Genomic DNA, 20,098 nt, shown 5'->3' with positions numbered 1-20,098 from the left:
GGCGATGGGGGGTTCGACGGCGACGACGACGTCTGGGGTGGGGAGGGGAGCACTGCGGTCGGCGTTGGATCGCCACCGCCGCACCCCGCGACAGCAGCAACTACAACGACCGCGGCTAGAGCAATCCTGACACCCACGAGGCAAACCTAGCGTGCCCTTTGCCCTCGTTCCATGCCGAAAGGTCGATCTGTGGGAACCCTGCTCAACCTGTTGGGAATGACAACGCCGGATGGCGCGGATCGTCCACTCGGATGAGCACGTCGGCCACACTCTCGGGGCCGACCTCCTGCTCGTACCGCGTATAGGCCGGCAGCATCCAGCGCGCCGACTCGTCCGTCCGTCGCTCCCGCGCGCCGGCCGATAGCCGCAGATGCACCGTGAGGTCGAACGGCAACCCCTGCCCGAGCAGCAACGTCCCGTCCACGATCAGGACGGCCTTGGGCGGTGCGGCGACATAGGCCGCCCGAGTCGCACGGTCCGTCGTCGGATCCCACAGCGTGGGTAGGTACGAACCCGAGCCGCCGGGACCGAGCGGATCGAGCACCTCCCGGCGCAGTGCCGCCGCATCGAGCCGGTCGTCGTAGAAGGCGTCAGGATCGGTCCGCCCGCGTTCGAGCCGGACCGACGCGGGCCGGAGGAACCAGTCGCTGCCGACCCGCAGCACCGGCCGGCCGGCCAGCCGGAGCGGATCGACGAGCGCGTCCGCGAGTGCAGCCGGAGCTGCCGCCGGGTGACCGTCGACCGCGACACGCAGCACGTACGGACACGGGGCCGCAGCGCGGTCCACGATGCCGGCCACCTCGTCGGCGAGGCGATCCGCCGCGACGGGACGCGGCGCAGACATCACCCCACCACCCTAAGCGGCGCCTCGCCCGACCCCGGAGCGGCAGCCCGCGCGGGAACGGACCGCCGATGTGGCGCAATGGTGCGGACCGCCCGGCCGTCACCGAGCGGCTCCGACGAGCCCCGCGGCCGGTGCCGGCCGTCCGCCAGCAGGCACTGAGCAGTCGACCCACCGTCCCCGATCAACCCGGCAGGGCAGCGAGGCCGGACGGACCCGCGGGCACCGGGCGGCCCGGCCGCCTCCCCGATCGGCCCGGAAGGGCAGCGAGGCCGGACGAGCGGCCGGCCACCGAGCGGCCCGACCCGCCGACCCGATCGGCCCGGCAGGCAGCCAGGCCGGACAGGGCCGACACGGCGACGGAGTCGCACGGCCCGACCGCGGCGCGGCGGAACGACGCGAGCCCGGCTTCGCCGGGGAGGCGAGGCCGGGCTCGGCGGGCGAAACGATTCACCGTTCGGCGCGGGCGTGACGTCCGTGCGGTGCCCGTGGAGCAGGCGCGCTTGTCGTGATCGGTGCAGTCCGTCCGTTGGTGCTCACCTGCGGCGACTCGGCCCGCCGCGTCCGCCGTCGTTCGGAGCCGGAACCGGAACCCGAACCGGATCCCGACGCAGGTCCGGACCCGGACTTGGCGTCCCGCCCATCCGGCGACTGCCGCGGCTCCGGCAGCCGCTGCGTCGGCACCAACTCGGCCGGCAGCCCGATCTCCGGGTCCGTGCTCGACTCGATGACCAGCTTGGCCAGATCGTGGATCCGCAGCCCGTGCGACCGCGTCACCCTGCGTAGCTGCTCGAAGGCATCCCGAGGCGCCGCCCGCCAGCGCTCGCTGAGCACTCCGATCGCCTGCTCGACGATCACCCGCGACGACAGCGCGTGCTCAAGCTGCCGTATGGACGCGCGCAGCCGGGTGACCTCGTCCAGGCCGTCCGCGGGTCGCGGCGGCCGGGGTCCGGGCACGGTGCCTTCCGCCAGGAGGTCGGCCAGGGTGAGCGCGTGTCCCAGGTCATCGACGGTGTCCGTCGGCAGTCCCGGGAACGGTCCCTCGACCCGCCACCCGGTCGAGGTCCTTCTGATCAGAACCTCCCCGCGCGGCGTTCCTGGGAGTCCAGCGGCGTGTCGCCCTGATTCGGCGACCCCGCGGTCCACCACACCTGCACCTCCGCCCACCCTGGTGACCCTGCGGCGTCGCTACAAAGGGCCCCCCGGCTTGGCCACGCTACGTCGCCGTCCGGACACACTATCGGAGGGGTGGGTGCCCGGGCAGCCGCCGGGCGGGGTTCGTTATGCCGCGAGTGCCTGCTTCACCTGATCGATGGACGGATTGGTGAGGGCCTTGCCATCGGGGAATACCACTGTTGGCACAGTCCGGTTCCCGCCGTTCACATTCTGGACGAGCTCGGCCGCCTTCTCATCCTCTTCGATGTTCACTTCGGCGTACTGAATGCCCGCGCGATCGAGGGCCTTCTTGAGCCGGACACAGTAGCCACACCACGTCGTCGAGTAGACGGTCAGCATCGATCCTCCGTACGGGACTAGTCGCCAGACGCAACGCGCCGGGGCCGGTCACTCTTCCCCGGCCCGGCGCCTGAGAGGATGCCCCGTCGTGGAACCCGCCGATCCTGCCGAGGACGAATCCGTCCTCGCCGGGCTCGACCCGGAGCAGGAGCAGGCCGCGCGGGCGGTCCGGGGTCCGGTCTGCATCCTCGCCGGCGCCGGTACGGGCAAGACCCGGACGATCACCCACCGCATCGCGCACGCGGTCCGTACCGGCGCGGTGCCGCCCGGTCAGTTGCTCGCCGTGACGTTCACGGCCCGGGCGGCGGGGGAGATGCGGACCCGGCTGCGCGCGCTCGGGGTCGGCCGCGGTCCGGACGGTCCGGGCGTCCAGGCGCTGACCTTCCACGCCGCCGCGCTGCGCCAGCTGCGGTACTTCGGCCCTCGCGTCCTCGGCGGCCCGGTGCCGGAGCTGCTGGACAACAAGATCCGGCTGGTGGCCACCGCTGCCGCCCGGGCCGGCGTCCGCGACACCGATCGGACAGTGCTGCGGGACCTGGCCGCGGAGATCGAGTGGGCCAAGGTGACGCTCTGCCCGCCCTCGCTCTACGCGGCCCGCTCGGTCGAGGCCGGCCGGGAGCCGCCGGTGCCGGCGGCCACCATGGTCTCGGTCATGGCCGCGTACGAAGAGGTGAAGGCGCGGGCGGGCTCGCTGGACTTCGAGGACCTGCTGCTGGTCACGGCGGCGGCGATCGAGGAGCACCGGGACGTCGCCGAGGAGATGCGCTCGCGCTACCGTTACTTCGTCGTCGACGAGTACCAGGACGTGAGCCCGCTGCAGCAGCGGCTGCTGGACGCCTGGCTCGGCGGCCGGGACGACCTCTGCGTCGTCGGCGACCCGAACCAGACGATCTACTCCTTCACCGGCGCGACGCCGACCTATCTCCTCTCCTTCGGGCGCCGGTTCCCGGGCGCGGAGGTGGTGAAGCTGGTGCGCGACTACCGGTCCACCCCGCAGGTGGTCGAGCTGGCCAACCGGGTGCTCGGCCGCCGCTCGGCGCTGAAGCTGATCGGCCAGCGTGCCCCCGGTCCCGCCCCGACCTTCGCCGAGTACGACGACGAGCCGGCCGAGGCCGCGGCGGTCGCGGCCGCCTGCCGGGTCCGCATCGACGCCGGCACGCCGGCCAGCGAGCTGGCCATCCTCTACCGGGTCAACGCGCAGTCGGAGGCGTACGAGCGGGCGCTGGCCGACGCCGGCGTGCCGTACGTGCTCCGCGGCGGGGAGCGGTTCTTCGACCGGATCGAGATCCGGAAGGCGCAGCTGCTGCTGCGCGGCGCGGTCCGCTCGGCGGAGCCGGGCGAGAAGCTGGTCGACTCCGTCCGGGACGTGCTGTCCGGGCTGAGCTGGTCGCCGGACGCGCCGCCCGGCGGTGGTGCCGCGCGGGAGGTCTGGGAGTCGCTGGCGGCGCTGGTCGGGGTGGCCGAGGAGCTGGCCGCCGTGCAGCCCGAGGCCGGGCTCGGCGACCTCGTCGCCGAGCTGGACCAGCGGGCGGCGGCGCAGCACGCGCCGACCGTGCAGGGCGTCACGCTGGCCTCGCTGCACGCGGCGAAGGGGCTGGAGTGGGACGCCGTGTTCCTGGTCGGCCTGGTCGAGGGGACGCTGCCGATCCAGCACGCGCTGACCGACGAGCAGATCGACGAGGAGCGCCGGCTGCTCTACGTCGGCGTGACCCGGGCCCGGGAGTCGATCGCCTTGTCCTGGGCGCTGTCCCGCGCACCGGGCGGGCGCCGGTCGCGGCGGCGGACCCGCTTCCTGCACGGGATCGCGTCCGAGCCGGTGTCGGCGGCACGGGTCGGCGGGACGACCCGGCGGCGGGTCGGTGCGGCCGTCCCGGAGGACGCCGATCCGGAGCTGTTCAGCCGGCTGCGGGCCTGGCGTGCGGCCCGGGCCGAGGCGCAGAAGGTGCCCGCGTACGTGGTCTTCACCGACGCGACGCTGGCCGAGTTGGCGGTGCGGCAGCCCTCCGACGTGCCGTCGCTGGTGGCTGTCCCCGGCATCGGACAGTCCAAGTTGGACCGCTACGGCGAAGACGTGCTGGCGATCGTCCGGGGGGAGCCGGCGCCGTCCGGATCCGGCGGCTGAACGGCCCTCCCGCGCTGCCCCAAGGTGCAATTTCCGGCGAGTTTCGGCCACCGCGTCTAAATCCGTTGCGCGCGGTTCGGGCCGAGGCTTAGCCTCCATCTCGAATCCACGCGGCCGTCCCAACGGGACGCTGCCGCCGCACAGGAGGAGGTGGTCCGCAATGAACAGTCTGAACCCGACGCTCGCGGCGACCTCCCCTGTCATGAACCGCTGGACCGGCAAGGTCGCCCTTGAGGCGCGGTGTGCCGCAGCCACTCCGTCGGTCAAGGGGACCGGTCTGCCCTTCGCCACGTACGAGGGCGGTCCGTCCTTCCCGTCGATCGAGCGGACCCGTCCGTCCTCCGCCGACCACGGCATGCACTTCGGTGCCGTCGGCGTCATGGGTGCGGACCAGGTCAAGACGGCCGCCCTCATCCCGACCGTCGCCGTCCAGGGGGATCCGCCTCGAAGGACGCCACCTCGGTGTTGATACACACCGAACCGGCTCACCTTCGAGGCCGCGGAATCCCAGTACCTGGGATCCGCGGCCTCTTTCATTTCCCGCCCTCCGTTCATCCGTCCGAACGACCAGCTCAGGAGGTGAGCCCGGTGCGTACCCCCAGCGAAGGGGTGCTCGTCGCGGAGCCGACCACCGTCGCGATGCTCGATCTCGACCCGTTCGAGGCCGAGCGCGCGGGAGTCGAACTGCCGTGCCGAGTGCAGGACCCGGAGCTCTGGTTCGCCGAAACCCCGGTGGACCTGGAACTCGCCAAGAGCCACTGCCTCGACTGCCCGGTCCGCCGGGCGTGCCTGACCGGCGCGCTCGAGCGGCACGAGCCGTGGGGCGTGTGGGGCGGCGAGATCTTCGAGCGGGGCGTCGTCATCCCGCGCAAGCGGCCACGTGGCCGCCCGCGCAAGGAGGTCGCCGCGTGACCCACCGCCGGTCCGGCACCACCGTCCACGGCGCTCCGGCGCCGATCCAGCCGACCACGATCTTGCGAGTAGGCGCCCGTCCGCTCGCTCCTACCGTCAGGAGTACTGCGATGTTGCTGCTCAACGAAGAGCTCGCACGCGCTCGAATGCGTGAGGCCGAGGCCGTGGCCGCGGAGGTACGCCTCGGCGCCAAGGTGCACGCCATGCACAAGTGGCAGCGCCGCGCCGACCGCGCCGCCCGCCGGGCCCGCCTCGCCGCCGCCGAGATCCTCTGATCCGGTGGCGTCCCAGGAGCCGCCCGCCCCTCGCTACCGGGGCGGGCGGCTCCGTCAACCCGGACCTCAGGCCGGGTCGGCGAAGCCGGGTTGCCAGCGCTCGACGATGCCGCGGTACGGCGCATCGGCGTCGAGTTGGCAGAGCACCCCGATCGAGCCGAGCGTCACCCGGTGGATCAGCAGGTACGACGGGGGCAGGTTGAGCTGCCGCCCGATCTGCGCGGCCTCGTTGCGGGGATCGCCGATGCGGCCCGCCTCCGAGCGCATCCACTCCCGCGTGAACCGGAAGTGGGCGTGCGCCAGCGGCTCCAGCATCGGGCGCAGGTAGCTGAGCACCCGGTCCGCGTCGACGTCCAGGTCGGGCCGGACGAAGCCCTCCTGCCGGAGCCCGGCCAGCACCTCCTCGGCCTTACCGTCGATCGCCATCCGGGTCAGCCGCCCGATCGGGGCCGGCAGCCCGTCCGGGAGCCGGGCCACGGCGCCGAAGTCGATCACCCCGAGCCGCCCGTCGGCGAGCAGCCGGAAGTTGCCCGGGTGCGGGTCGGCGTGCAGCAGCCCGGCGCGGGCCGGCGCGGAGAAGTGCAGCAGGGCCAGCAGGTAGCCGGCTCGGTCCCGCTGAGCCCGGTCGCCGCCGGTGATGATCTTCGCCAGCGGCAGCCCGTCGATCCACTCGGACACCAGCACCTTGGGCGCGCTGGCCACGACCCGCGGGACGTGGATCTCCGGATCGTCCGCGTACGCCGCGGCGAAGCGACGCTGGGCGTCGGCCTCCAGCGCGTAGTCCAGCTCCTCGGTCACCCGCGCGCGCAGCTCGGCCAGCAGCGGCTTGACGTCGAGCCCGGGGGAGAGCACCGCGAACATCCGGGCGAAGCGGGACAGCTGGCCGAGGTCGGCCAGCAGCGCCGGGCCGGCCCCCGGGTATTGCACCTTGACCGCGACCGGGCGGCCGTCGGCCCAGGTCGCGCGGTGCACCTGCCCGATGCTCGCGGCCGCGGCCGGCACGTCGTCGAACTCGGTGAACCGGCGCCGCCAGTCCCGGCCCAGCTGCTCGGTCAGCACCCGGTGCACGGTCGCCGCCGGCATCGGCGGCGCGCCCTCCTGCAGCTTGGTCAGCGCCTCCCGGTACGGCGCGGCCATCTCCTCCGGGAACGCGGCCTCGAACACCGACAGCGCCTGGCCGAACTTCATCGCGCCGCCCTTGAGCTGCCCGAGCACGGCGAACAGCTGCTCGGCCGTCCGGCGCTGCAGTTCCTCGGTGACTTCGACCGCCGGCCGGCCGCCCAGCCGCTTGCCGAACCCGAGCGCCGCCCGGCCGGCCACGCCCACCGGAAGGGACGCGAGCCGGGCGGTCCGCGTCACTGCCCGCCGGGGGATGTCGGTCACGCCCCCATCCTCCCTGTTCCCGCGGCCGCGCGCCGCTTTCGGCCCGGCCCGGCCGCCGGTGGATGTGTTCATGACGGAGCTCCGCAGTCGCAGCGAGGGTGACCCGGCCAGGTCCGGCGGCGCAGGCGCCAGTCGGTGAGGCCGAGCTCCAGGCTGGCGCCGATGGCTGCGACCGGGCGTCCGTCCAGGTGGGCCAGGACCTGCAGCGCGGCCAGGCCGGCGGCCAGCGTCGCCAGCGCGACGTCACAGGGCTCCTCCCGGCGGCGGCGGACGCCGACCAGCTGGGCGGCGACCACCGGCCAGGCGGGATCCCGGTCCACCCGGTGCAGGTCGCCGCAGCGCAGGCAGCCGGTCCGGCCGGGCAGCACCAGCGGGCCGACCACGGCGGTGGTCTCCCGAACGCCGGCGACGAGGTGCGGCACCCGGCCGCGGACCAGCGCGGTCCGCAGCGAGGTGTCCACCGGGTCGGTCGAGGCGATCACGACCAGGTCCGGGCGCCGGCCGGGCGGCGGCGCGTCCGACTGGACCTCCGGGGCGGCCCGGCGCAGCGCGTCGGCCGCGGCGGCGCTGCGGGAGCGGTCCACGTCCGCGGCCGGAAAGCCGGCCGGCGCCACGTCTCCCGGGCGGACCGGACCGCGGTCGGCGACGTGCACCCGGCCGACGCCGGCGGCGCCCAGCAGGGTGGCGAGGCTCACGCCGACCCGGCCGGCGCCGTGCACGACGACGGCCGCGGCGCGCCGGCCGCGCATCACCTCCAGCGGGCTGTGTGGCGCCGGCAGCAGGGACAGCGCGGCGAGGTCCGGACCGAGCCTGCCGGCCGCGCCCACCGCCCCGAACGCGCGGCCCGTCGGCGCCGGCCGCGTCGTCACCCCGATCGACCCACCCCGCCTCGCCCCGGCGCTCCGGCCGCCTGACGTCCGAGCAGCACCGGCGGTGATCCGGGCGGTCCCGGCTGACGCTCCGTCTCCACCGGCACTCGTGTCCGCGCCGACGGAGTGCGGGCGAGCTGCGGCGGTGCTCGTCGGTCCGGCGGGCGTCGGCCGGGGCGCACGGTCGGGCGGCGGCGGGTTCGCGGGGAAGGTGACCTCGGCGAGGATGCCGGCGGCGCGGAGGTCGGCGAGGAGGTCGCAGACGAGCTCTGCGTCCAGACCGTCGCCGGCCGCTGCCGCGAGGACCTCGGACTCGGTCCGGGTGCCGTCGAGCTCCAGCAGGGCGCGGGCGGTGGGCTCGTCGATGCCGTCGACCACCACGGCCCGCTCCGGGTCGAGGCCGAGCTGCAGCGCTCCGTCCGCCCGCCAGACCGGGCGCAAGGCCGTCGGCAGCAGCGGCCGGCCCGATCCGGCGCCGGGCGTCCGGGCCCGGGCGTCGGCAGGTCCGGCGGCACGCCCGGGCGGCGGTTGCGGCACCCCGGCCGGACGCCGCGGGCGGAGCGGCAAGGTCACCACGCACCTCGTTCCTGCTGGTCGATCGGTCGTCCCCGAGCCTGCCACCGGCGGCGGCTCCCCGCCTCCGGCCGTCCACAGGACCGACCCTCGTCCACAACCCGCCCACCGGCCTTGACGATCGGGCCCGGATGGAGGAGGCGACCCGGCCCCGCCTTCCCGGGCATGCAGCCAGGGGGCGGTCCGTGACGGACCGCCCCCTGGCTGCGAAACGCGTGCGGCTACGCCTTGCCGAGGATCCGGTTCATCGTGGTCCCGCAGACGGGGCACTTGCCCTTCGCCATACGACGACCGGAGTCGCTGACCGAGACCTCACCCTCGAAGTCGCGCTTCTCTCTGCACTTCACGCAGTAGCCGTTGTAGGTGTCGGCCACGTCGTCCTCCTCGTCATCCGTACCCCCTGGCGGTTCGCGGGGAGCCGCGTCACCGTACCCGCCTGAGCACGGCGGTCACGCGTGCAGCCCCCTCGCCGCGCGGCCCGGGGACGACCCCGCACGACACTCCGGACCCGTTCGGGCCTGCTCGTCCGTTTCACGCTGTGTAATCGATCACAGACCCGGGACAACACGCAGCCCCCGGTCTCTCGGTACGCACCGCTCGCCTTCCCCTAACGGGCGGTACGTCCGGAGGCCGGGGGCTCCGTTGGGCCAGAACGCTAGAGCCGCCGGGTACGGCGGTCAACGCGGCGCACCCACAGCCTGTGGACAACCCTGTGGACAGCCTGGGGACGACACGGGGTGTCGTTGTGGACCGGCGGGGGACACGGTGTGGACACACCTCGTACGAACGGTTCACCCAACCGGCTGAGCTGCGGCGATGATGTGCACACCTGTGGAGCAGAAAAATCACAGAGCGAAACTGTCACTCAGGCCCGCTACCGTTCAGGAGTGGCTCGTACGCTTGCCGTCGACCGGGCCGCGCCCGCCGTCGAGGTGCGGCGGAGCGCGCGCCGGCGTCGGACCGTGTCCGCATACCGGGACGGCGACACGACTGTGGTACTGATCCCGGCCCGCTTCAGCAAGGCCGAGGAGCGACGATGGGTGGCCGAGATGGTCGCCCGGCTGCATGCCCGTGACGCGCGGCGGCAACGCGGACCCCGCCGCAGCGACGAGGCACTGCTGGCCCGGGCCCGGCAGCTGTCCACGACCGTGCTCGACGGCGAGGCCCGGCCCAGCAGCGTGCGCTGGGTGTCGAACATGGCCTCCCGCTGGGGCTCCTGCACGCCGACCGACGGCACCATCCGGGTCTCCAGCCGGCTGCGGGACATGCCGAGCTGGGTCCTGGACTATGTGCTCGTGCACGAGCTGGCCCACCTGCTGGTCACCGGGCACGGCGCCGACTTCTGGGAGCTGGTCGGCCGCTACCCGCGCACCGAGCGCGCCCGCGGCTACCTGGAGGGCGTCGCCGCGGCGGCCCACCTGGACCGGTCGGAGGAGGACGAGACGCCCGCCGCCGAAGTCGACCCGGGGACCGAGGGATGATCCGCCGGGCCGCCGCGCTGCTGCTGGCCGGACCACCGGCCGCCCGTGCCTGCCCACCGGGGATCGCGCCGGACGCGTTCGCCCGGGCGCTGGCCGAGGACGTCGCCGACCTGCTCGCGGACCTGCCCGGGCTCGATCCGGTGGTGGCGGCGGCCCCGGACCGGGTCGCGGACGCCGAGGACGTCGTCTGGCCCGGTACACCGGTGCTGGAGACGCGGCTCGGCCGTCCGGTCGAGGTGCTCGCCCTGCTCGCCGCCCGCGGCTACGACGAGGCCGCGGTCTTCGTCCCGGACGCGCCGGACCTGCCCGGGCTGCTGGTCGCGAAGCCGTTCTCGGCGCTGTCGACCGCGCTGGTCGCGGCCGCACCGGCCGAGGGCGGCGGTCTGGTCGCGCTGGCCGCACGCCTGCCCGTCCCGGCCTGGGTGCCGCTCGACCTCGACCTCGACGAGCCGTACGCGGTGGAGCGGCTCACGGCGGCCGCGCCGGAACCGGGCGCGCTGACGATCACCCCGTCCTGGCGTCGGCTCCGCGGTCGCGAGGACCTGGCCGGGCTCGACCTCGACCTGGAGGGCTGGGAAGCGACCCGCGCCCTCCTGACCGGCTGAGGCTCGGGCCCGGCCGAGGTCAGGAGGGGCGGGAAAGCAGCTCAGGCCTGGTTCGGGTCCAGGTCGTCGGTCTCGCCGCTGCGGCGGACGAACCCCTCGGGGTCGTCCAGGTCGTCCGCGGCCGGCAGCAGGTCCGGGTGCCGCCAGAGCTCGTCCCGGCCCTCCGGACCCTCCTGCTCGCGCAGGGTCCGCCAGAGCGTCGCGGCCTCGCGCAGCCGTCGCGGCCGCAGCTCCAGCCCGACCAGCGTGGCGAAGGTCTGCTCGGCCGGGCCGCCGGTCGCGCGGCGCCGGCGCAGGGTCTCCCGCAGCGCCTCCGCCTTGGGCAGCCGGTCGGCCGCAGCCGCGCCGACGACGTCGTCGACCCAGCCCTCGACGAGCGCGAGCAGGGTCTCCAGCCGAGCCAGCGCGGTCTGCTGCTCCGGCGTCACCGACGGCTCGAACATGCCGCCCTCCAGCGCCTTCTGCATGCTCTCCGGGTCCTGCGGATCGATCTCGGACATCGCGCGCTCGATCGCCTCGCGGTCGACCGTGATGCCCCGCGCGTACGCGTCGACGGCGTCGAACAGGCGCTGCCGCAGCCAGGGCACGTGCTTGAACAGCCGGTGGTACGCGGCCTCGCGCAGCGCCAGGAACAGCCGGACCTCGTCCGCGGGCAGCTCCAGCCCCTGCCCGAACGCGGCCACGTTGTCCGGCAGCAGCGCCGCGACCCCGGCCGGTCCCAACGGCAGCCCGACGTCGGTGCTGGCCAGGACTTCGCCGGCCAGCTTGGCCAGCGCCTGCCCGACCTGGGCGCCGAACATCAGGCCGCCCATCTGGCCGACCATGCCCAGCAGCGGGCCGGCCTCGGCCGCGGCCTCCTCGGGCACGATCGAGCCCATCGCGCCGACCACCCGGGACGCGACCGGGTCACACAGCTGGGCCCAGGCCGGCAGGGTCTTCTCGACCCACTCGACCCGGGACCAGGACTCGATCGCGGTCACCCCGGAGGGCAGCTGCGTGACCGGGTCCAGCCAGTGGTCGGCCAGCCGGATCGCCTCGGCGATCTGGGAGCGCTCGACCGGCGAGGGCGAGCGGTGCCCGGTGGCCAGCGCGGAGACGGCCATCTGCTTGGCCAGCTCCCAGTTCACCGGCCCGCTCTGGGCGGACAACATCTGCTGCAGCGCGGCGAACAGCGGGGCCTTTCCGGCCAGGTCGTCAGGGATGCCACCGGCTCCGGGCAGGCCGAAGCCCGCCCCGAAGGGCAGATCACCCGACCCGGAACCGGACCCGGACGAGCCGGACCCCGAGTCGTCTCGGTTCGGCCCGAAGCCGAACCCGAACGGGACGTCGGTCACCAGCGGCCTCCTCGCGCTGCCATGCTCCTCACGGTAGTCCTGACGAGCGAGGGGAGGGCGACGTGCCCGGGTCCGTACGCCCTCGGCGAACTGATCCCGTCGTGGCCGTCACCGGAGCCGGCTCCGGAGCCGGCGCGGCCGTCCTCGCCCACCTCACCGGCTCGGACCGGATCGGTACGGCGATCGGCATCGACGGCTGCCCGCAGCCGGCCGGGACCACCGCGGGCTGGCGCGAGGTCGACGTGCTCGACCCGGCCCTGACCGGCGCGTTCGCCGGGGTGACCGCGGTCGCCCATCTCGCCGTCGACCTCACCCCGGACGCGGACCGCGACGGCCAGCGGCTGCGCAACACCCGGGCCGCGCAGACGGTCATCACCGCCGCGTTCGCCGCCGGCGTGCGCCGGGTGGTGGTCGTCGGGAGCGCCCTGGTCTACGGCGCGTACGCGGACAACCCGGTGCCGTTGCCGGACGACGCGCCGCTGCGGGCGGTGCCGGAGGCCAGCGCGGTCGGCGACCTGCTGGAGATCGAGCGGATCGCGGCGGTGTCCCGGCGCACTCACCGCGGGCTGGCGGTGACCGTGCTGCGGCCGGCTGTGGTGCTCGGCGCCGGCGACCGGGAGCCGATGGCCGCGTTGCTCGGCGCACCCCGGCTGCTGCGGATCCGCGGCGCCGACACCCGCTGGCAGTTCTGCCACGTCTCCGACCTCGCCGCCGCGGTCGAGCTGGCCGCGCTGGCCCCGGCCGGGGTGCTGGACGGACCGGCCAACGTCGCCTGCGAGGGCTGGCTCGACCACGACGAGCTGGAACGGATCAGCGGCCGGCGCAGCCTCGAGCTGCCGGAGCGGGCCGCGGTCGGGATGGCCGAGCGGCTGCACCGGCTCGGGATCACGCCGGCGCCGCCGAGCGAGCTGGCCTATCTCATGCACCCCTGGGTGATCGACTGCGCGCGGTTGCGGGAGGTCGGCTGGCGACCGTCCCACAGCAACGCCGAGGCGGTGGCCGACCACCTGGGCGAGCGGTCCGAACGCCGGCGCGGGCCGGCCGTCGTCGGCGGGGCCGCGGCCGGTGCCGCCGTCGCCCTCGTCGGTACGGCGGCGTTGGTACGGCGCGCCCGCCGCCGCCGGTCCGGCTGACCCACGATCGCCTGTCCGTCCACTTCGGACGGTCACGACGCCGTCGCCCACGACACGCCGCGACACGGGCCGAATGGGGGGTCGGCGGCGTACCGTGAGGGTGTGTCCCCGTTGGTCTGGCTGCTGATCCCGCTGGTGGCGCTCGTCGCCGCCGTCGCGTGGGCGAGCTGGGCCGCCCGGCCACGCGGGCCGGCCGATCCGGTCGACAGCGTCGCCGCCCACCACCGTTTCGTCGAAGCGCTCGAGCGCAGCCGGCAGGACCAGCCGGACGAGCCGCGCTGACCTACCGCACGCGGGTCTTACAGCACACCTGCCTAAGCTGCGGGGCATGAGCCGACGGGTCCTCACGCTGATCACCGGCGCGGTGCTGCTGCTCGCGTTGCTGGTCGGCGGCTCCCAGCTCCCGGTGCCGTACGCGGAGCTGGGTCCGGGACCGACCCTGGACACCCTCGGCGTCGACCAGTCCGGCAACCAGATCATCCAGCTCACCGGCAGGACACCGGAGAAGACCAGCGGGCACCTCAACCTGACCACGGTCTCGGTCCGGGACCGGCTCGACCTGCTGGGGGCGCTGCGCGGCTGGCTCGACCCGGAGCGCGCGGTGGTGCCGCGGGAGGAGATCTTCCCGCCCGGCCAGACCCAGCAGCAGACCGACCAGAAGAACACCCAGGACTTCGTCACCTCGCAGAACTCGGCCGAGCTGGCCGTGCTGGCATACCTGAAGATGGCCAGGGTGATCGTGTCCGCGGTGGAGGACGACTCGCCCTCGCACGGCAAGCTCGCCGCCAAGGACGTCATCACGGCGGTGCAGGGAACGAAGGTCGCCAACATCGCGCAGCTCGGCTCGGTGCTGACGGCGACGAAGCCGGGGACCACGGTCACCGTCGCGTACGAGCGGGGCACCAGGCCCGGCACCGCCCAGATCACCACCACCTCGGGTACCGACGACAGCGGCAAGACCCGGGCGGTGCTCGGCGTCGGCGTGACGCTGCAGAGCACGGCCCCGTTCTCCGTCAAGATCGGGCTGGACGATCGCATCGGCGGGCCGTCGGCCGGGCTGATGTTCGCGCTCGGGATCCTGGAGAAGCTCGGCGCCGACGACCTCACCGGCGGCAAGTTCATCGCCGGCACCGGCACGATCAGCCTGGACGGCTCGGTCGGCCCGATCGGCGGCATCCCGCTGAAGCTGATCGCGGCCAAGGACAAGGGCGCGACGGACTTCCTGGTGCCGGCCGGCAACTGCGCCGAGGCCAGCCGGAAGCCGCCGTCGGGGCTGACACTGATCAAGGTCGACTCGCTGTCCGGCGCGATCAAGGCGCTGGACGCGCTGCGGGCAGGGCAGCCGACCCCGTCCTGCTGAGCTCAGTCCAGGGTCGCGGCCAGCGCGTCGGCCAGCGCCGGCGCCAGGTCGGGCCCGACCAGCAGCTCGTCCTCGTCCTCGCCGCGCATCCGGACGGTGCAGGCGCGGCTGCCGTTCCGCAGCACCGCCACCGCCAGCCGGGCCTCCCGCCGGGCCGGGTGCTCGGTCGCCCAGTCGAGGACGTCGGCGTGCCGCGGCATGCCCTCCTCGACCTCCGGCGGCAGCATCACGACCTCCTGGACCAGCGCGCAGCCGGCGACCTCACGGGGCCAGCCGACCTGAGCCAGCGACTCGTCCAGCGGACCGTCCGGCAGCGGGTCCTGCTCGACCGGGGTCAGCGCCTCGGCCGGCATGCGCTCCGGGTCCAGTCCCAGCTGGGCGGCGAACTCCGGCTCCCGTACGACCAGGTCAGCGGTGCGCGCGAGCGCGAACAGCTGCGGCCGCTGGTTCCATCCGGAGCCGGCGACGTGCCGCTCGATCTCGACCAGGGTCTCCTGCAGCAGCTCCGACACGGCCTCATCCTTACAGTTGTGCACCGACCCGCACGCCGGGGCGGGAACCACAGCGGTCCCCGGTAAGTTCCTCAGGCGTCCAGATCGCCCTCTCGTGGGGAGCACACCACCGTGGCCATGCGGCCGTCGCTACCGGTGCCGTCCTTGTCCCGGCGCGCCAAGATCATCATTGGCGTCGTCGTATTGCTGGTGCTCGTCCTGTCCGTGCTCGGGTCCCTGGTCCGGATGTACGTGGACTGGCTCTGGTTCGGCGAGGTCGGCTTCCGTCAGGTCTTCACCACCGGCCTGCGCATCCGAATCCTGCTCTTCTTCCTCTTCGGCGTGCTGATGGCTCTGGTCATCGCCGTCAACCTCTTCCTGGCGTACCGGTTCCGGCCGCCGTTCCGGCCCATGTCGCTGGAGCAGCAGAACCTGGAGCGCTACCGGTCCGCGCTCGAGCCGCGCCGCCGCCTGATCGTCATCGGCATCTCGGCGGTGCTGGGCCTGTTCACCGGCATCACCGCCCAGGCGCAGTGGCAGACCTGGCTGCAATGGCGCAACGGGACGCAGTTCGGGATCAAGGACCCGCAGTTCGGGATCGACCTCTCGTACTACACGTTCACGTACCCGTTCCAGCGGTTCATCCTCGGCCTGCTGTTCACCGCGATCGTGCTGTCGCTGCTGGCGGCGGTGGCGGTGCACTACCTCTTCGGCGGGGTGCGGCTGCAGACGCCGGGGGAGAAGGTCACCCCGGCCGCCCGCGTGCACCTGTCCGTGCTGCTCGGCATCTTCGTGCTGCTGAAGGCCGCGGCCTACTATCTCGACCGGTACGGGTTGCTCTTCAACGAGCGCGACGGCCGGACCGGTGCGTCGTACACGGACGTCAACGCGGTGCTGCCGGCCAAGACGATCCTCATGTTCGTCGCGCTGATCTGCGCGGTCGCGATCCTGGCGAACATCTTCCTGCGCTGGGTGCAGCTGCCGGCCATCGCGATCGTGCTGCTGCTGCTGACCTCGATCGTGGCCAGCGGGATCTACCCGGCGATCGTGCAGCAGTTCAGCGTCCGGCCGAACGCCAACGAGAAGGAAGCGCAGTACATCCAGCGCAACATCCAGGCCACGCGGGCGGCGTACGGGATCACGTCGACCAGCGAGGGCGGGAAGGTCAACCAGCAGCAGTACAACGCGAACACGGACGTCGCGTCCGCGCGCAACGCGCTCACCTCGGACAAGTCGACGATCCCGAACGCGCGGCTGCTGGACCCGAACATCCTCAGCCCGACCTTCCGGCAGTTCCAGCAGATCCGGAACGTGTACGACTTCCCGGAGAAGCTGGACATCGACCGCTACACGATCAACGACAAGGAATCCGACTACGTCGTCGCGGTCCGGGAGCTGAGCTCGGACAACCTGACCGGCAACCAGACCAACTGGATCAACCGGCACACGTTCTACACGCACGGCAACGGCTTCGTCGCCGCGGCCGCGAACGAGAACCTCACCTCGCAGGCCGACTTCACCGAGGGCGGGCTGCCGGCGACCGGGCCGATCAAGGTCAACCAGCCGCGGATCTACTACGGCGAGCTGATCTCGGACTACTCGATCGTCGACACCAACTCCCGCGGCGAGTTCGACCGGCCCAACAACAGCGGCGACGACCAGCTGTTCCGGTACAACGGCAGCGGCGGGGTGAGCCTCGGCAGCTTCTTCAACCGGCTGGCCTTCGCGGTCAACTACCGCGAGCGCAACATCCTGCTCTCCAGCGCGATCAACGGGAACTCCAAGATCCTGTTCGTCCGCGACCCGGCCGACCGGGTGGAGAAGGTGGCGCCGTTCCTCAAGGTCGACGGCGACCCGTACCCGGCTGTCATCAACGGGCAGGTCGAGTGGATCGTGGACGGCTACACCACGATCAACAACTACCCGTACTCGGAACGCCAGACGCTGGGCGAGGTCGCGGCCGACTCCCGGACCGGGCAGGGCACCCGGGCGCTGCCCCGGCAGGACGTCAACTACATCCGCAACTCGGTGAAGGCGACGGTCAACGCGTACACCGGCAAGGTCACGCTGTACGAGTTCGACGAGAACGACCCGGTGCTCAAGACCTGGATGAAGGCGTACCCGGGGATCATCCAGCCCAAGAGCCAGATCAGCGACGAGCTGGCCGAGCACCTGCGCTACCCCGAGGACCTGTTCAAGGTCCAGCGCGAGCTGCTCACGCGGTATCACGTGACCGACCCGCGGCAGTTCTTCAACACCCAGGACTTCTGGCGGGTGCCGGCCGACCCGACGACGGGGCAGGGCGCCGCCCAGCCGCCGTACTACATCGTGGCCCAGGCGCCCGGCCAGAAGGCCCCGGTCTTCCAGCTGACCAGCGCGCTGAACGCGCTGTCCCGGGACAACCTGGCCGCGTACGTCACGGTCTCCAGCGACCCGGCCGACTACGGCCAGATGCAGGTCCTGGAGTTACCCGGCAGCCAGGCCGTCCTCGGTCCTGGCCAGGTGCAGGGCCGCTTCGGGTCCCAACCCGAGATCGCCCAGACGATCACGCTGCTGAACTCACAAGGGTCCCAGGTCCGCTACGGCAACTTGTTAACCCTGCCCGTCGGCGGCGGGCTGCTGTACATCGAACCTCTGTACGTCGAGGCGGCTGGACTGCCGTACCCGATCCTGCAGCGTGTGCTGGTCGCCTTCGGTGACCGGGTGGCGTTCGCGTCGTCCCTGACCGGTGCGCTCGACACGCTGTTCGGAGCGGGCGCCGGTCAGCAGGCGCCGGATGCCAGCGGTGGGACCGGTACGTCGCCGAGCCCGAGCCCGTCCGCCTCCACCTCGACATCACCGACGCCGGCGCCTCCGAGCGGCACCGGTGGGGGAACGGTGTCACCGCAGCTGCAGGCCGCGCTGACCCAGTTGGGCACGGCGTACACGAACCTGCAGACGGCGTACCGCAGTGGGGACGTCACCCGCATCGGCCAGGCGCAGACCGCGCTGAACCAGGCCGCGGCGGCCGTGGCGACGGCCCGCGGCGGAGGCTAGGAACTGGACCGGACGCAGCCGGCGGGCGGATTTGCACCCGACCCGCCGGCTGCGTAAGGTAGATCAAGGCGACGCGGGGTGGAGCAGCTCGGTAGCTCGCTGGGCTCATAACCCAGAGGTCGTAGGTTCAAATCCTACCCCCGCTACCACTCTGACCAGGGCGTTCGATCTCCGGATCGAGCGCCCTGGTCGCATTTCCGGGCTCGTTGCTCACGGACCCGTGGGCCGAGCATGAGATCGGGACCTTCTTCGCCGCATCCTCGTCGCCGCTCGGGAGTACGTGCGAGTACGGCTGGAGCGTGAACGCGACCGAGGCGTGCCGGTCCGCACCCGGCCGGTCAGCGCCGCGGCGGAGGCGCGGCCAGAATCCACCCGGGCGAACAGGTTCAGTGGTCGCGGCGTTCACCCGCCGGCGGTGGCGGCCCGGCCGAAGATGGCCAGGACCCGGTCCTGCGCGTCCGGGGTGGCAAGGACGAGGACCCTGTCGCCGGCGCGCAGCCGCGTGTCGTCGCGGACGGGCAGCGGCCGGTCGTCACGGACGACGAGGCTGATCCAGCTGTCCTCGGGCAGCTCGTGCAGTTCGTCGATCCGGCGGCCGTCAGCAGGGGCGCCGGCGGCGACGGTGATCTGCTGCGCGCCGTCGGGTTCGCTGCGCAGGCGCAGGCCGAGCGCCCAGGGTTCCGGCTGGACCGCACGCATGGGTACGTGCAGGACCCGGGCGAGAGTGGGCACGAGGGTGCCCTGCACGGCGACCGAGAAGATCACCACCACGACGACGATCCCGTACAGGCGCTGGGCGTCGGGCAGCGCGGCGTCGAGGATGGAGCCGCCGAGCAGGATCGGGACCGCGCCCTTGAGCCCGGCCAGGAGCATGAACGCGTTCTCGCCGCGGCTGAGCCCCCACGGCGCCAGGCAGATGCCGACGAGGACCGGCCGGATCACGACCGCCAGCAGGAGGCCCAGCAGCAGGCCGGGAACCCACACGTCGGCACGGGCCAGCGTGCCGAGGTCGATGGTCAGGCCGAGGACGCCGAAGGCGACGACCTCGCCCAGACTGGCCAGCGCGGACTGGAACCGTTCGATCTCCCGCTTGTACGGCGCCCGCGCGTCGCCGAGCAGGATCCCGGCCACGAACACGGCCAGGAACCCGGAGCCGTGCAGCAGGGTCGCGGCTGCGAAGACGAGGAACGCGCTGACCGCCGTACGCAGCGGGTAGAGCGACTCGCTCGGCAGCGGCACCGCCCGCATGAACCACAGCAGGGCCCGGCCGCCGATGAGGCCGACGGCACCGCCGACCACCATCTGCAGCCCGAACTCCCCGGCCACCCGCCCGAACGGGCCCACGCCGACGCCGTGGGCGGCGATCAGGCCGGCCATGAGCGCGATCCCGACCGGGTCGTTGGCGCCGGATTCGCCCTCCAGGATCGTGCCGCTGCGCCCGGAGATCTCCCGCTGCCCCAGCACCGAGAACACCACCGCCGGGTCGGTCGGGCTCACCGCGGTCGCGACCAGCAGGGCGACGTACCAGTCGAGGCCGACGGCGGCGTGCAGGAAGACGGCCGCGCCGGCCGCGGTCAGGAAGGTCCCTGCGACGCCGACGACGGCGATCGGCTTGGCCGCCGCCCGGAACCGGCTCCAGCCGATGTGCATGCCGCCGTCGAACAGGATCAGGACGAGCGCGACCGTCACCAGCTGCTCCACGATCCGCTCCGGCGGCGCGTGCAGATCGGGTACGGCCTTGACCACGACGGCCGCGGCGACGAGCACGATCAGCGGGGCCGGGATCCTGGTCCGCTCGGTGAGCCGGTTGGACAGCAGGGCGAGCAGCCCGGCGGCCGACACCAGCAGCACGTCGACGGCGAAGGAGTAGGTCTCGGACAACGGCTTCCCGTCTGCTGGGCGGATCCGGTCGGTGCCGGGGTCAGGATGGCGCCGCTTCCGGCGGCGGCCGGTTCCCGCGCCGGGCGGCGATGGTGCCGGCGGTCGGCGATCCGCCGCACCTCATGCTGCGAGCCACGGCCGGACGGAACCTGCGAAGGACGGCGCACACGGTCTCCCGAGGGGTCGGTCAGCTCACTCTGCCGACCAGACTTCCCGGCGCACCGCAGGCGACGATACCGGACGGTCGACCGTCTGGCCTGGGGATTCGGACCGTCCGCCGGCCCCCT

At 73.3% G+C, this 20,098-nt stretch carries 18 protein-coding genes and 1 tRNA gene; 11 read left to right on the top strand and 8 right to left on the bottom strand.

The genetic code is table 11. The annotated features are described in order from the left end of the window. Positions 1 to 202: 202 nt before the first annotated feature. On the bottom strand, positions 203 to 799 hold the full coding sequence (locus VGP36_16825; GenBank protein ID HEV7656379.1) for a hypothetical protein: 597 nt from the start codon (positions 797 to 799) through the stop codon (positions 203 to 205). A gap of 1,323 nt (positions 800 to 2,122) precedes the next feature. Beyond that, the gene (locus tag VGP36_16820; protein HEV7656378.1) at positions 2,123 to 2,356 is read right to left on the bottom strand and encodes a mycoredoxin; all 234 of its coding nucleotides are present in this window, start codon (positions 2,354 to 2,356) and stop codon (positions 2,123 to 2,125) included. A gap of 88 nt (positions 2,357 to 2,444) precedes the next feature. On the opposite strand from VGP36_16820, the gene VGP36_16815 reads away from it, so the two are divergent. From VGP36_16815 to VGP36_16800, 4 genes are all read left to right on the top strand, one after another. Beyond that, positions 2,445 to 4,478, top strand: a complete 2,034-nt coding sequence (locus VGP36_16815) for a UvrD-helicase domain-containing protein (protein ID HEV7656377.1) — start codon at positions 2,445 to 2,447, stop codon at positions 4,476 to 4,478. Between the two features lie 160 nt (positions 4,479 to 4,638). Next, complete coding sequence (locus VGP36_16810; protein ID HEV7656376.1) at positions 4,639 to 4,947, top strand: hypothetical protein; 309 nt, start codon at positions 4,639 to 4,641, stop codon at positions 4,945 to 4,947. A gap of 170 nt (positions 4,948 to 5,117) precedes the next feature. Then, on the top strand, positions 5,118 to 5,390 hold the full coding sequence (locus tag VGP36_16805) for a WhiB family transcriptional regulator (protein HEV7656375.1): 273 nt from the start codon (positions 5,118 to 5,120) through the stop codon (positions 5,388 to 5,390). A 110-nt stretch (positions 5,391 to 5,500) separates the two neighbouring features. Further along, a complete protein-coding gene (locus VGP36_16800) occupies positions 5,501 to 5,665 on the top strand; it encodes a hypothetical protein (GenBank protein HEV7656374.1) in 165 nt (54 codons plus the stop codon). Positions 5,666 to 5,731: 66 nt separating this feature from the next. Here the strand turns inward: VGP36_16800 and VGP36_16795 are convergent, their stop codons facing one another. The 3 genes from VGP36_16795 to VGP36_16785 form a co-directional block, all read right to left on the bottom strand. Beyond that, positions 5,732 to 7,048: an AarF/ABC1/UbiB kinase family protein gene (locus VGP36_16795; GenBank protein HEV7656373.1), complete on the bottom strand. Its 1,317-nt coding sequence runs from the start codon at positions 7,046 to 7,048 to the stop codon at positions 5,732 to 5,734. Between the two features lie 68 nt (positions 7,049 to 7,116). Then, on the bottom strand, positions 7,117 to 8,490 hold the full coding sequence (locus VGP36_16790; GenBank protein ID HEV7656372.1) for a ThiF family adenylyltransferase: 1,374 nt from the start codon (positions 8,488 to 8,490) through the stop codon (positions 7,117 to 7,119). A gap of 221 nt (positions 8,491 to 8,711) precedes the next feature. After that, positions 8,712 to 8,864, bottom strand: coding sequence for a DUF5679 domain-containing protein (locus tag VGP36_16785; protein ID HEV7656371.1), 153 nt, complete (start codon positions 8,862 to 8,864; stop codon positions 8,712 to 8,714). A gap of 513 nt (positions 8,865 to 9,377) precedes the next feature. On the opposite strand from VGP36_16785, the gene VGP36_16780 reads away from it, so the two are divergent. Next, positions 9,378 to 9,971, top strand: coding sequence for a M48 family metallopeptidase (locus tag VGP36_16780; GenBank protein ID HEV7656370.1), 594 nt, complete (start codon positions 9,378 to 9,380; stop codon positions 9,969 to 9,971). Further along, the gene (locus VGP36_16775) at positions 9,968 to 10,576 is read left to right on the top strand and encodes a hypothetical protein (GenBank protein HEV7656369.1); all 609 of its coding nucleotides are present in this window, start codon (positions 9,968 to 9,970) and stop codon (positions 10,574 to 10,576) included. Before VGP36_16780 ends, VGP36_16775 begins: the two co-directional genes overlap by 4 nt. A 41-nt stretch (positions 10,577 to 10,617) precedes the next feature. On the opposite strand, the gene VGP36_16770 is transcribed toward VGP36_16775, so the two are convergent. Further along, a complete protein-coding gene (locus tag VGP36_16770) occupies positions 10,618 to 11,910 on the bottom strand; it encodes a zinc-dependent metalloprotease (GenBank protein HEV7656368.1) in 1,293 nt (430 codons plus the stop codon). 101 nt (positions 11,911 to 12,011) lie between these two features. On the opposite strand from VGP36_16770, the gene VGP36_16765 reads away from it, so the two are divergent. The 3 genes from VGP36_16765 (at position 12,012) to VGP36_16755 (ending at position 14,403) form a co-directional block, all read left to right on the top strand. Beyond that, positions 12,012 to 13,043 (top strand): NAD-dependent epimerase/dehydratase family protein, encoded by a 1,032-nt coding sequence (locus VGP36_16765; GenBank protein HEV7656367.1) that lies wholly within the window; start codon positions 12,012 to 12,014, stop codon positions 13,041 to 13,043. A gap of 102 nt (positions 13,044 to 13,145) precedes the next feature. Then, on the top strand, positions 13,146 to 13,325 hold the full coding sequence (locus VGP36_16760) for a hypothetical protein (GenBank protein ID HEV7656366.1): 180 nt from the start codon (positions 13,146 to 13,148) through the stop codon (positions 13,323 to 13,325). A 46-nt stretch (positions 13,326 to 13,371) separates the two neighbouring features. After that, positions 13,372 to 14,403: a PDZ domain-containing protein gene (locus VGP36_16755; protein HEV7656365.1), complete on the top strand. Its 1,032-nt coding sequence runs from the start codon at positions 13,372 to 13,374 to the stop codon at positions 14,401 to 14,403. Between the two features lie 2 nt (positions 14,404 to 14,405). Here the strand turns inward: VGP36_16755 and VGP36_16750 are convergent, their stop codons facing one another. Beyond that, positions 14,406 to 14,915 carry a PPA1309 family protein gene (locus VGP36_16750; protein ID HEV7656364.1) on the bottom strand — a complete coding sequence of 170 codons (510 nt, stop codon included), beginning with the start codon at positions 14,913 to 14,915 and terminating at the stop codon, positions 14,406 to 14,408. A 117-nt stretch (positions 14,916 to 15,032) separates the two neighbouring features. Here VGP36_16750 and VGP36_16745 point away from each other — a divergent pair, with 117 nt between their 5' ends. After that, a complete protein-coding gene (locus VGP36_16745; protein HEV7656363.1) occupies positions 15,033 to 17,930 on the top strand; it encodes a UPF0182 family protein in 2,898 nt (965 codons plus the stop codon). A gap of 72 nt (positions 17,931 to 18,002) precedes the next feature. Further along, a tRNA-Met gene (locus tag VGP36_16740) sits at positions 18,003 to 18,079 on the top strand. Positions 18,080 to 18,332: 253 nt separating this feature from the next. On the opposite strand, the gene VGP36_16735 is transcribed toward VGP36_16740, so the two are convergent. After that, positions 18,333 to 19,811 carry a cation:proton antiporter gene (locus tag VGP36_16735; GenBank protein HEV7656362.1) on the bottom strand — a complete coding sequence of 493 codons (1,479 nt, stop codon included), beginning with the start codon at positions 19,809 to 19,811 and terminating at the stop codon, positions 18,333 to 18,335. Positions 19,812 to 20,098: the final 287 nt, after the last annotated feature.

This window comes from Mycobacteriales bacterium (genome assembly GCA_035995165.1).
Lineage (GTDB): Bacteria > Actinomycetota > Actinomycetes > Mycobacteriales > CADCTP01 > CADCTP01.
This window is presented reverse-complemented; position numbering and strand designations above follow the sequence as displayed.